This window comes from Pseudoalteromonas sp. 68 DY56-GL68 (assembly GCF_041414825.1).
Lineage (GTDB): Bacteria > Pseudomonadota > Gammaproteobacteria > Enterobacterales > Alteromonadaceae > Pseudoalteromonas.
In genome coordinates this window covers 564,792-577,265 of record NZ_JAOCZL010000018.1, presented here as the reverse complement: position 1 = coordinate 577,265, position 12,474 = coordinate 564,792, and the positions used below count along the sequence as shown (strand labels likewise).

At 41.5% G+C, this 12,474-nt stretch carries 14 protein-coding genes; all 14 read left to right on the top strand.

Annotated elements, in window-relative coordinates; genetic code table 11:
* The first annotated feature begins 10 nt into the window (after positions 1-10).
* The 14 genes from NYF15_RS11020 to fliL all read left to right on the top strand — a co-directional run bounded on the left by NYF15_RS11020 (position 11) and on the right by fliL (position 12,472).
* Positions 11-751, top strand: a complete 741-nt coding sequence (locus NYF15_RS11020; RefSeq protein WP_062570294.1) for a flagellar basal body rod protein FlgF — start codon at positions 11-13, stop codon at positions 749-751.
* 15 nt (positions 752-766) lie between these two features.
* Positions 767-1,552 (top strand): flagellar basal-body rod protein FlgG, encoded by a 786-nt coding sequence (gene flgG / locus NYF15_RS11015; protein WP_062570295.1) that lies wholly within the window; start codon positions 767-769, stop codon positions 1,550-1,552.
* Positions 1,553-1,557: 5 nt separating this feature from the next.
* Positions 1,558-2,277 (top strand): flagellar basal body L-ring protein FlgH, encoded by a 720-nt coding sequence (locus tag NYF15_RS11010; RefSeq protein ID WP_240701243.1) that lies wholly within the window; start codon positions 1,558-1,560, stop codon positions 2,275-2,277.
* 9 nt (positions 2,278-2,286) lie between these two features.
* Complete coding sequence (locus NYF15_RS11005; protein WP_237119617.1) at positions 2,287-3,396, top strand: flagellar basal body P-ring protein FlgI; 1,110 nt, start codon at positions 2,287-2,289, stop codon at positions 3,394-3,396.
* A 15-nt stretch (positions 3,397-3,411) separates the two neighbouring features.
* The gene (locus NYF15_RS11000; protein ID WP_237119616.1) at positions 3,412-3,888 is read left to right on the top strand and encodes a rod-binding protein; all 477 of its coding nucleotides are present in this window, start codon (positions 3,412-3,414) and stop codon (positions 3,886-3,888) included.
* 5 nt (positions 3,889-3,893) lie between these two features.
* On the top strand, positions 3,894-5,228 hold the full coding sequence (flgK, locus tag NYF15_RS10995) for a flagellar hook-associated protein FlgK (protein ID WP_371353581.1): 1,335 nt from the start codon (positions 3,894-3,896) through the stop codon (positions 5,226-5,228).
* Positions 5,229-5,237: 9 nt separating this feature from the next.
* Positions 5,238-6,137, top strand: a complete 900-nt coding sequence (gene flgL / locus NYF15_RS10990; protein ID WP_193988437.1) for a flagellar hook-associated protein FlgL — start codon at positions 5,238-5,240, stop codon at positions 6,135-6,137.
* A 24-nt stretch (positions 6,138-6,161) separates the two neighbouring features.
* The gene (locus tag NYF15_RS10985; protein WP_130151049.1) at positions 6,162-7,190 is read left to right on the top strand and encodes a flagellin; all 1,029 of its coding nucleotides are present in this window, start codon (positions 6,162-6,164) and stop codon (positions 7,188-7,190) included.
* Positions 7,191-7,378: 188 nt separating this feature from the next.
* Positions 7,379-8,218: a flagellin gene (locus NYF15_RS10980; protein WP_062570301.1), complete on the top strand. Its 840-nt coding sequence runs from the start codon at positions 7,379-7,381 to the stop codon at positions 8,216-8,218.
* Positions 8,219-8,318: 100 nt separating this feature from the next.
* The gene (gene fliD / locus NYF15_RS10975; RefSeq protein ID WP_130151051.1) at positions 8,319-9,611 is read left to right on the top strand and encodes a flagellar filament capping protein FliD; all 1,293 of its coding nucleotides are present in this window, start codon (positions 8,319-8,321) and stop codon (positions 9,609-9,611) included.
* An 11-nt stretch (positions 9,612-9,622) separates the two neighbouring features.
* Positions 9,623-10,015: a flagellar export chaperone FliS gene (gene fliS, locus NYF15_RS10970; RefSeq protein WP_062570303.1), complete on the top strand. Its 393-nt coding sequence runs from the start codon at positions 9,623-9,625 to the stop codon at positions 10,013-10,015.
* 276 nt (positions 10,016-10,291) lie between these two features.
* Positions 10,292-10,603, top strand: a complete 312-nt coding sequence (locus NYF15_RS10965) for a hypothetical protein (protein WP_371353580.1) — start codon at positions 10,292-10,294, stop codon at positions 10,601-10,603.
* A complete protein-coding gene (locus NYF15_RS10960; protein WP_371353579.1) occupies positions 10,603-12,018 on the top strand; it encodes a flagellar hook-length control protein FliK in 1,416 nt (471 codons plus the stop codon). The genes NYF15_RS10965 and NYF15_RS10960 overlap by 1 nt, the downstream gene beginning before the upstream one ends.
* Before the next feature lie 16 nt (positions 12,019-12,034).
* On the top strand, positions 12,035-12,472 hold the full coding sequence (gene fliL / locus NYF15_RS10955; protein ID WP_371353578.1) for a flagellar basal body-associated protein FliL: 438 nt from the start codon (positions 12,035-12,037) through the stop codon (positions 12,470-12,472).
* Positions 12,473-12,474: the final 2 nt, after the last annotated feature.

Genomic DNA, 12,474 nt, shown 5'->3' with positions numbered 1-12,474 from the left:
GTTTCATCTTATGGAAAAGTTAATTTATACCGCTGTCTCAGGGGCTGAACTAAACAATACAGCCTTAAAAGTAACAGCCAATAACTTAGCCAATGTAAGCACCGCAGGTTTTAAGGCTGATTTAGAGCAAGCGCAATCAATGCAAGTTACAGGCAGTGGGTTTCGCACTCGTTATCACGCACAAATGTTGCCAGTCACTACCGATTTATCAGCGGGCCCTATGATGGACACTGGCAGAAAACTGGATGTTGCTCTTAGCGATGGTGGTTTTTTAGAAGTGATTGATGACAATGGCGAACCTGCTTATACGCGCTCTGGCAACCTTGAAATTGATGCAGATGGTTTCTTAACCGTAAACAATCGCCGTGTGCAAAGCAATATCGGTGATATTCAGTTAGGGGATTTTGCAGAGTTAGAAATTGCTCCTGACGGTATCATTAATGTGGTTCCGCTCGGTGGTGGTGTTATCGCTGAAGAAGCACAAATTAAACTTGCTAGTACCGGTGATGAAGGTGCGGTGATGGTTAAAGGGCGTGATGGATTATTTCGTGCTGAGAACCTTGAGCCGCTAGACATGGATGAAGCTATTCGTTTGCGTACAGGTGTACTGGAAGGGTCGAATGTGAATGCGGTTCAAGAAATGATTAAAACAATGAATATCAGCCGCCAATTTGAAATGAATATCAACATGATGAAAGCAGCTGATGAACTGGCAAACAGTGGTAATAAGCTGGTTAGCGGTCGCGGTTAGGATGTGGAGTGAATAATGAATTCAGCATTATGGGTAAGTAAAACAGGGTTAGCAGCGCAAGACTTGCGTATGACCACAATTTCAAACAACTTAGCAAATGTGAGCACGGCTGGTTTCAAAAAAGACCGTGCCGTATTTGAAGACCTATTCTACCAAGTACAGAAGCAACCAGGCGCACAAGCAGATGACTTGAATCAGTTACCGTCGGGTATTCAGGTGGGAACTGGGGTGCGTATTAATGGTACGCAAAAGCAATTTACTGAAGGAAGCTTTGAGACAAGCAGCAATCAATTAGATGTTGCGATTGCAGGGCAAGGCTTTTTTCAAATTGAAAGCCCAGATGGTGAGCTACTTTACACGCGCAATGGTCAATTCCAATTAAATTCAGAGTCTTTATTGGTAAATGGTAACGGCTTACCGCTTGCGCAAAATATCGCCCTACCAGAGGGGACAACTAAAGTCACCATCGGTCGCGATGGTACAGTGAGTGCAGTTGTTGATAATGGCGTTGAGCCAATTGAATTGGGTCAGTTACTAACGGTTAATTTTGCAAACCCTGCTGGTTTAGAGAGCTTAGGTGGTAACCTTTACCGTGAAACAGCAGCCTCTGGTGAAGCCATTGAAGGTGTGCCAGGTGAAGAAGCATTTGGTGAATTACAGCAATTTACCATTGAAGGTTCGAACGTCAGTGTTGTTGATGAAATGGTAAGTATGATTGCGGTACAGCGCGCGTACGAAATGAACGCTAAGGTCGTATCTGCAGCTGACGAAATGTTGCGTTTCATTAATCAGAATGTGTGATTGTTATGATTAAGTTAAGTGCTACTGTTTTATTGGTTATGCTGCTAGCAGGGTGTAGCAGTACCGATCATGAACAATATGTGCAATGTAAAGTTGTTCATGGTGAACCCAAGTGCCCGATTCAAAAACAATCCAGAGCACGCGAAGACTATGAAGTCGCTAAAGATGCGTATCAAGTAGGCTTAAATTATGAAAACGGTAGCCTTTACAGTGACAGCTATATGTTTTCTCTGTATTCCGATAAACGTGCTTATCGAGTGGGTGACATTTTAACGGTTGTTTTAAATGAGCGCACACAGTCGAGCAAAAGTGCTGATAGTAACTTAGAAAAAAATACTGATGTTGATGTGTCGGTGCCTTTAGCGGGTAACTTGAATGTCGCTGATTTTAATTTAGGAATAGGTTCAAGCACTGAATTTGATGGTGGTAGTAGCGCAAGTCAGCAAAACTTTTTAAGCGGTGCAATCACAGTGCGCGTTATTCATGTGCTTTCAAATGGCACATTAGTGATTAAAGGACGCAAACAGATTCAGCTAAATCAAGGTGATGAATACATTGAAATGGAAGGCCTCGTTCGCCCAGATGATATTGACGTAGCTAACCGCATTTCATCATTAAGAGTTGCCGAAGCACAAATTAGCTATACAGGTAGCGGCACACTGGCCGATGCATCAAGCCCAGGTTGGTTTACTTCTTTATTTAGCCGTTATTTAAACCCATTTTAGAGCGTAGATATGAAACAGATACTTTTACTATTGCTTGTTCTTAGTAGTTGCTTTACGCCAGTTCGAGCAGAGCCGTCTTCACGCCAGCTTCTTGAGCTGGTTGATGTATTAGGAGTAAGAGACAATCAGCTTGTAGGCTACGGCTTAGTGGTTGGTCTAGCTGGCTCAGGCGATAAGGCACAAGTAAAGTTTTCTGCGCAATCTTTGAATAATATGCTTAAACAGTTCGGCGTCACAATGGATGAAAGCCGTCTGCCTAAATCGAAGAATATCGCAGCGGTTGCTGTGCATGCAACACTTCCTCCTATGGCCAACCCTGGCCAAGCAATTGATGTAACGGTTAACTCTTTAGGGGACGCCAAAAGCCTTCATGGGGGGAGTTTAATGCTTACTCCTTTAAAGGGCATTGATGGCAAAGTATATGCACTGGCGCAAGGTAACCTTGTTGTAGGTGGTACGAATGCCAGTGGCCGTAATGGTTCATCTGTCACAGTAAACGTCCCCACGTCGGGGATTATTCCTGACGGTGCGATCATTGAACGTAACACGGCTGATATGTTCAAGTTGCAACCTGATGTAATTTTGAATTTAAAAGAACCCAATTACCAAACCGCTCGAAACATTGTTAAAGCGATCAATAAAGTTTTTGGGCCATCGGTTGCAAGTGCTGAAAACTGGGGGCGTTTAAAAGTCAGTGCGCCAATCGACCCTGATAGCCGCAACACTTTCATGTCAATGCTTCAAGACATTCGTGTAGAACAAGGCTCTAAACAGCCACGTGTTATTTTTAATAGTCGTACTGGTACGGTCGTGATGAACGAGTTGGTAAAAGTGAACCAAGCTGCGGTAAGTCATGGCAACTTGACCATTACGATAACTGAAATGGAAGGGGCTTCACAGCCTAACGCATTTTCGAATGGCAGAACGATGCCATTGCAATCGAGTAATATCGATGTGCAGGAGCAACACAATGGTATGTTACTGATGCCGACAGGGACTTCGCTGGATGAAATTGTAAAAGCAATTAATGCGCTTGGTGCTACACCGAGTGAGTTAATGTCAATTCTAATTGCGCTTGATAAGGCTGGAGCCTTAGAAGCTGAACTACTCGTGATTTAATAAGGGGTCAATACAGTGACTATTGAGTTAACCAAGCCGGATTTTAATACCTTACAATCGCTTGCTATCGATCCTGGTCAAGTTCAGCAGCTTATAGCTAATAATACGCAAGAGGAAGGAATTCAAAAGGCTGCGGAGCAATTTGAAGCTATTTTCTTGCAGTTGGTTTTGAAAAACATGCATGCTGCAACCGAGGCCGTGTCATCACAAAATGGCTTTTTTGCAAGCAAAGAGCAACAGCAATTTCGTGATATGTATGATGCCCAAACAGCTCAGGAGCTAGCTGCAAATAACCAGTTAGGTTTAGCTGAGGCAATCGTTCGTCAATTTAGCGAAAAGTTTACACCGGTTGAAAATAAATTTAAGGAAATGGCACAAGTTGTCGCTGAACATAGTAAAGAGGTGAATGAAGTTGAGGCAGCGCCTGCGCCTGTTGAGCGTTTAAGTGGCCCTGCATTCGCTCAATCACTTAATATTATTCCGATTAGGTAATTGCTATGTCAATGATAAGTAACGCCATGAGTGGCTTAAATGCGGCTAATGTCGCTATGACGGTTGCAGGTCAAAATGTTGCAAATGCAGCGGTTGATGGCTACTCACGTCAAGCTGCAAGTTTTGCTACGAGCAACTCGCCGTTAGGCGGTGTTTATGTTAATTCAGTCGATCGTATTGTCGATGCATTTTTAAATGATGATATTTGGCGCACGCAGTCTGACTTGTCTTATTATCAAAGCAAGCAAACATATTTAGGTTATGTAGAAGAAATTGTTGGTACAGACTCGTTAAATTTTAATGATGCTGTTGGGCAGATAACAAATGCCTTTAATGCTGCGGCAAGTAGCCCTGATTCAAATGCATATAGACAGCAAATTATTTCTTCATCTGAAGGGTTGATACAAGACTTAGCACAAATGAATGGCGCGCTTTCGGCACAAATAGATAAATTGAGCCTAGAGATGACGAACCTAGCAAGTAATACTAGTTCAACAGCTCAACAGATCGCGGACGTGAATCAGAATATAGTGCAAGCTATAGCAAATAAGCAGCCTACCGCAGAACTCAAAGACAAGCGCGAACAATTAATAACAGAGCTATCATCGCAAATAGGCATTGCCATCACTGAACGTGATGATGGCAGCCTTGATATTAGTACTCTAAGTGGCGCGCCTTTAGTTATTGGTACTTCTGCTGCAACAGTGTCAGTTGCGGGAACTGAGGTTAGCACGTCATTAAAGGGGCAATCATTTACACTTAATGACCAAGTCGGTGGTAAGTTTGGTGGCTTAATTAGTGCCGACTTGCAAGTTATTCAACCAACACTTGAAAAACTAAGTGATTTGGTCAAAGACTTTGCCGATGATGTGAATACTGCTTTATCTGAAGGGTTTGACTTAAATGGTGATGCTGGTATTCCTTTATTTACTTACAACGTTGCAAACCCTCTATCGTCAATCGAAATTAATCCTGCAATTACCCCAGAAAAAATAGCGTTAATAGGGGGGGAGTTTGATGCTGGAGGAAATTGGGTTGCAGCAGGCGGGCGTGGCGATAACGCCAATGTCGCCAATATTATTGCGGCTATTCAAAGTAATGATGATGACTTCTCTGTGTTGGTTGGGGATTTGGGGATTGCAAGTAAACAAAATCAAAACAGTGCGACAACCTCGGAAGTGTTAAATAGCAATGCGGTACTTGCTCGAGATAGCCGAAGCGGCGTAAACCTAGATGAAGAAGCTGCTAATTTGCTGCATTTTCAGCAAATGTACAGCGCGAATGCCAAAGTGATTACTACGGCTGATCAAGTATTCAATACTTTACTAACCATGTTTTAGGAGTGAGTCATGCGTATTAGTAGTCACCAATTTCATCTTAATTCAATTAAAAATATCCAGCATAACACTGCAGAATTTAATAAAGCATCAGTTCAATTGTCGACCAATGAGCGTATTTCGAAACCATCGGATGACCCTTTAGGTGCCGTTATGTTGCTAAAGCTTGAAAGTGAAATCGAGTCTTTATCGCAATATCAAAGCAACATGGATGCAGTCAATTACGCTTTAGGTCAGCAAGAAGTACAGCTAACAGGCATTGTAAATCAGAGCTACTCATTACAAGAGCTCATTACGACTGCGGCAGATGGTTCAATGGGCACTGAGCAATTAAAAGCACTTGGACAAGAAATGCGGGTGATTTTTCAAGGAATGCTCGATTTAATGAATGCTCAGGATGGCGAAGGGCGTTATTTATTTTCTGGTAGCGAAACCAATAATAAGCCTTTTATTCAAGATGCAGCGGGAGATTACATTTATAACGGTGATGAACGTATTCGCGAAGTGGCAGTATCACCAGACTCTAACGTATTAACAAATATTATCGGTAGTGATTTAGACCCTAATGCTGATTTTTTAAACGCCATGAAAGATTATTTGGATTTAATTGACAACCCACCTGCTGCAGGTGTTGGTAATGAGTCACGCACTATGATTAATAATTTATCTGATTACTTAGGTCATATTACCGGCGAAATAACAGTGATCGGTGGCACGATGGCATCAATGGATTCGTTGGCAACCAGCAACCAAGACATCAATACGTTTACGACTAACCTGCGTGATGACATTAGTGCAGTTGACTACCCTGAAGCCTATATTCGCATGAACGAATCAATGGCTGCTTATGAGTCTTCGATGCAAGTGTATGCAAATGTTACACAGCTTTCATTGTTTTCATATATTAAGTAGTTATTGTTTAAGGAATAATTAATCATGCTTGTTCAAGGTAGCGAGAAGCCAACGCAGATTGAATCAGTTAAGTCGAGCAAAGCATCTGTTGTTGAGCAGAAGAGCTCGGTGTCGGCTAGTGATGTAAAGCAATCAGCTAAAAATACAGCTCCTGAACAAGGCCAAGTTGCCGTATTATCTCGATGGGCTAAAAAGGGGCAGTTGAGCCAAGCGATGGCGCAAGTTGAACATCGTGAAATGACGATAAAACAGTTATATTCAGGTCTAGAAAAGCTCGCGCAACAGTTAAAATCAATGCCTAGTAGTGCACCGGTTTCTGCTTTACAAAGCCACAGTATGACGCAGCAAATTACTCAACTGCAGCAACAAGCAAGCGCACAAAGTTCAGGTCTAAATTCGCAACTTAAAGTGCAGCAGCCAAATGCTCAAGTTGTGCGTCAGTTAAATAGTAAAGTCGATTTGATATCACAGCGTCCGCACGATGAAAGTATTCATTTGCTGCTAGGACGAAGCGGTAAAGCCGTACATTTACAGCTACCGGCTAATCAAAGTGAAGCTGAAAACTTAAATACGATTGCTGAAGCATTCGCCAAGCAGCAAATAAATGTTGAGGTTAACCGCGATAACCGTTTGTTGTTCACTACATCTCCTGAGTACAGTGATGCACTTAAAGAAAATTGGGTCATTACCGGCCAGGGAGTAAGGGTTGCAGCGGGTAATCCTATTTCACTCCAACTTTCAGAGCTCGCAAGTCCGCTTGATCAACTAGAAGAGTCGGTAAAAAAACAGCAAGATGTCAGCGCACATTTAGATTTTATAAATCGTGCTCAGCGTCAGCTAAAGGCTAATTTATTACAAATCCAAGCCCAGCACCGTGAGCTTACAGCCCAATTACAGCAAATAGAAAAAAGTGCAGATGTCTCTGGTGAGCAAATGACGCAACTTAGCCAATCATTAAAATCAAAAATGCTTACGCCAAATGTTGATAATATTGCTGTGATAACAGCACAAGCAAACATGACCCGTAGTATGGTGAAATACGCTTTAGCTTAAAAGATAAATTAGTTTTTAAATTCGTACAGCGTGCCTTGAAGCACGCTGTTGCGTTTTTAATAACAGGCGGTTTTGAACAGATTTAAAAATAAATGAAAAAAATAGAAAAAAAATTTTAGTTTTCACAGTAGGTGGTCGCTCTTAATAAATGAAAGTTAAATAAATAGAATTCACAGGAGAATTTAAAAATGGCTTTATCAATTCAATCAAACATGGCGTCACTTTCTATTCAAAACCAACTTAACCGTAGCAACAACGATCTTTCTGTTGCACTTGAGCGTTTAGGTTCTGGTTTTAAAATTAACTCTGCAAAAGATGATGCTGCTGGTCTGCAAATCGCGACACGTCTTAATGCACAGGTTCGTGGTCAAGAAGCAGGTCTTTATAACGGTAACAATGCAATGTCTATGATGCAAACAGCTGAAGGCGCGTTTGAAGAAATGACAAATATTGCATACCGTATGAAAGAACTTGCAACGCAAGGTGCAAGTGACACAAATGGTGCCGGTGAGTGGACAGCACAAAGTGCAGAGTACACAGCTCTTGCAGCAGAGCTAACTAACATCATGGATAACACGTCGTTTGGTGACGGTACAACACTACTTGATGCAGCTGGTAAATTCGGTGCTGGTCAAGTTGATTTCCAAGTAGGTGCAAGTGCAGCAGAAACACTAGGTGTGGATATCTCAACTGAGCTTGGCAACGTAACTACTGCAATTGGTAACGCAGCAGCGTTTACTGATGTAGCAACAGCTCAAGCTCAAATCGCATTTGTTGACACTATCATTGATGAAATTGGTACAGCTCGTTCTGGTTTAGGTGCAACAATGAACCGCCTTGAGCACACAATGAACAACGTTACAAACATGAAAGAGAACACGCAAGCTTCTGCAGGTCAATTAATGGATGCTGATTTTGCACAAGAAACGTCAAATATGACTAAGCAACAGCTACTTATGAACTCTGGTATTTCAGTACTAAGTACAGCAAACAGCACAACACAAATGATTGGTTCACTACTACGTTAATCTAATCATTATAATAAGCACCGCCAATTAAGCGGTGCTTTTCAATAACGAAAGCATTTTTTTGTAAAGTGCTTTCGTTATCGTTAATTGGAGAGCCAATATGACATCAGCGCTTAGCATCGATCCCGCTAATTTAGCGAGTCAATACACGCAAATTGAGCGACAAGCAAAAGATCAGATTTTATCTACGCAATATGCAAAATATAATAATCAAATTAAAGCATTTACTCAGCTTAAGAATGATTTATCAGATTTTTTTGATGCATTAGAAGATTACCAAGACCCTGATACAGGTTTGCTTACTAATACAGCGTCTGTGAGTAGCGAAACAAATATGAATGTGACAGCCTCAGCTGATGCAGTCAGCGGTGACTACGATATTTTTGTTGAGCAGTTAGCACAAGCACACCAGATAGCATTAAGTTTTGATCCAAGCCAACCCTTATCGACCGATGGCGAATTGGCTGTTAGCCTTGGCACGGATAGCTTCTCTGTTGACCTAGCAAGTTTGCCTGCGGGGGCAACGCTTACTGACTTGGCCAGTGCAATCAACAATCATGCTGACAATAGTGGCGTAAAAGCGACGTTGATGCGCTCAGGGAGTGAAACATTTTTAGTGCTGACCAGTGAAGAGTCTGGTGCTGCAAATACTGTATCAACAACATTTACAGCCGGTGCAGATGCAAATGGTGCAAATATTAGTAATGCGATTGCATCACAGCAGGAATTAACCAGTGCGCAAGATGCTATTGTAAAGCTAGGTGCAAACTCAAATATTACGGTGACCTCAACCAGTAACCAACTAGATAATGTTATTGATGGTGTGAGCATTAACCTTACTCAAGCCCAGCAGGCTGGAGAGACACCCATTAAAGTGTCTGTCGCACAAGATAATGAGAAAAGCGTTGAGAATATTCAGCAATTTGTTGATAAATTCAATACATTATTAAGCTCAATAAATGATAACGATGCGTTAAAAAGAGATGTTATGGCATCGGGAATAGGGCGTTCATTGCGTAATGACTTTCAAGGTGAATTTGCAGGGAAAACCTTATTTTCCATTGGTATTGAATTTGACCGTTATGGCAAGCTATCTATTGATAAAGGTAAGTTAGAAGATGCAATTGCCACACAACCAGAGCAACTAACACACATGTTAACAGGTGCTGATGGTTTGATGGCAAAACTCGAGCAGCGTGTTGAGCCATACACAAAAAGCTATGGCTTAATTAATGATAAGAAAAACACATTGCAGGCGAGTTTAAACCTAGTGACGGATAAGCAACAGCGCCATGAATATTCTATGGAGCAAGTTTACAACCGTTACTTATCACAATTTACGCAAATGCAAATAACGATTTCTAAATTAGAGTCATCAATGGGACAATTTTAAGGGTATTAATTATGTATGATTTAAATGATGGCTTTTCAGCTTATAAAAATACTTCAGTAGAAAGCCGTGCGGCTGGCGCTGATATTCATAAGTTAGTTTTAATGTTATTCGATGGGTTTTTAGATGAACTTGAGCGTGTAGCTGGTCATATACAGCAAAAGCGTTTTGATAAAAAAGCTCAGGGCATTGAAAAGATGATGCGTATTCTTGGCGGTTTAGATGCCTCTTTAGATACAGAAAAAGGCGGCGAAGTCGTTGTTAATATGCAGCAGCTTTATGAGTACTGTGGTGGTGCTTTAATGACTGCAAGTCTTCAAAATGATTTATCTGCATTGTCATCTGTACGTGAAGTTATGCAAAACCTACAGCAGGGTTGGGCAGGATTAGGCTCTCAAGCTGCTTAATCACACCTTATTTATAAGTAATGTTATTTGTTCTGAATCCAAAGCCAGCATTTTTAGTTGGCTTTTTTTGTAACTTAGCACTCTCAACAAACGCTTAAGTTCCTCTTTACTTCCTACCTTTCCGATAAGCGGAAATTAAACTTCCGTTCAGCATGTTGCAAATTAATTTTTTATTTATATATCAATGCTTTGTGTTTTGGAATGCTTTTTGCTCGTTAAGCTGGTGTTAATGCAGCTCTGAATTGTTTACGGCTGCTCGCTTTAATTGAAATGATCATGATGAATAAACAGCAAACAGACCAGAAAATTCAAACCCTATTGCAAGCTATGTCGAAAGCGATAGAAGAGCAGCAGTGGCAACATATTCGTCATTTTGATCAGCAATTAATGCAGATCCTTAATGAGGCGAAGTTAGCACCTTGGTATCCAAGTTGGCAGTCTAGAGTGCGTGAGTTGAAAGGTGAATATTCACACTTTCTAGCATTAATTAATGCGCAAAAAAACGAATTACAAACACGTATGCAGCAACATCAAAAAGATCGTGACGGCATTATTGCATACAAACAATTTACTGATGGTGCGCGTTAATGAAAGAATTAATCATACACCCACATGTTTCAGGGAATAGAGCCGGTGCTGAAAAGGTTCAAGCAAACTTTACTGACCCTGAAACAAGCCAATTCGATTTAACCGAACATGAAGAACACGCACAATCTACTAGTGAGCTTCGCTCTGAGCTTGAGCAAGTAGAGACAGAAAAGCCATTTGAGCTACCGTCTCAATGGCGCTCAGGTGTATATACACAGTTTAAAGCTGAAAATGAGTCAAGCATGTTAGCGTCAGGTATCTCTGCATTATCTGAAACATCGTCACAACAAGGTGCTGAAGCAACAGAACAAGAACAAATCAATATGGACCTAGTTGATTCAGCCCTGCCTATTCAACCCGCTTCTCAGGGAGTTACAGAACCACAAGCTTTAGGCTCGCTTCCTGCGCAGAATAGCCTTACTTCAGCTATGCAGGCTGCTGCTGAAAATGAAGCTATATCAGAAAAAATACGTGTGAATGAGCAAAGCCCTACTACACAGGGTGAACCAGCCTCGAAAACCTTGCTTGATGGTTTATCTACTCAGTCGATAGCAAATGCTACAGAGCAGGAGCAGTTACAAGTAGCGAGTGCTTCGTACGCTAAAGAGTTACAACAGCCTAGCCCTAATGGTGCTCAAGCTATACCGGCAGCTAATCAATTATTAAACAATGAAACTGTTGAGTTAACTAAAAAGCAAGCACCTTTATTTAATGCATCAAGTTTGAATACGGCTATTGTATCGCCGAGTAAAGAATACCCACTTAGCAGCCAGCAACCGCAAATGCCCCCTGTGGCTGAGTTGGAAACGTTGCGCTCAAGTGAAACTAAAGTAGGACCGGCTTTAATGCTGGAAACAAGCCCAACACAGCCCAGTAAGGTTAAGGCAGCGCTTGAGCAGCCCAATTTTGCGACGACAGAATTAAGTCGCTCATTTTCTTTTTCTTCTGCTGCCAGTTCAGAGCAAGCCACACAGGTGCAGCAGTGGCGAACTGAGTCGTTATCGACAAATAGTAGTGAATGGGGCCAACGCTTACTGAATGTGCTGCATGACAAGGTGCAGTTGCAAATAGGCCAACAGGTTCAACGCGCGCAAATCCGTCTTGATCCTCCCCAGTTAGGCAGTATTGACATAAGTATTAGTGTTGAGGGAGAAAAAACCACAGTACACATTGTTGCGAGTAATCCACAAATACGTGAAGCCATGCAACAAACGCTTGAGCAACTTCGCCAATCACTCACTAATGCTGAGCAAAGTACTGTTGATGTTGATATTAGCGATAAACATCAGCAGCACAAACAAACACACGAATTTACACAAGAGCAAGATATTGCAGCTAATCAGTTAAATGATTTGCCTACCTCCGTTGAGCCTAGGCAAGCGCAGCAACAAGATTGGTTGAATAGACTGATATAGAAATGGGAGTGGAACTTTGAAAAAAATACAATTAGCAGTACTTGCTGTCGGATTATTAGCACTTGGTTTTTTTGGTGCAAGCTATTTTCAAGAATCAAAAGCAGAGCAAGCCCCGGTGGCCTCTGTTGATAAACCAGACGTTAAATATATCGCAATGGATCGCTTTATTATCAGTGTTGCTGACGATGAATATGCTCGTTATTTAGTGCTCGATTTGAGCCTTGGTTTTGCACCAACCTTACAAAATGAAACAGATGCAGAAACCTTTATGCCAGTACTACGCAATGTGCTTGTAAAAAACTTTGCGAATATGGAGCACGCTACTGTGCGAAGCACATTTACCGATGTAGAGAAAGTTCAAACAGACTTACTTAGTCAGTTTAATAAAGTGTTGGCTAATAAGTCATCGCTTGAATTGGCTGATGTATTAATAACCAATGTTTTCATTCAGTAGAG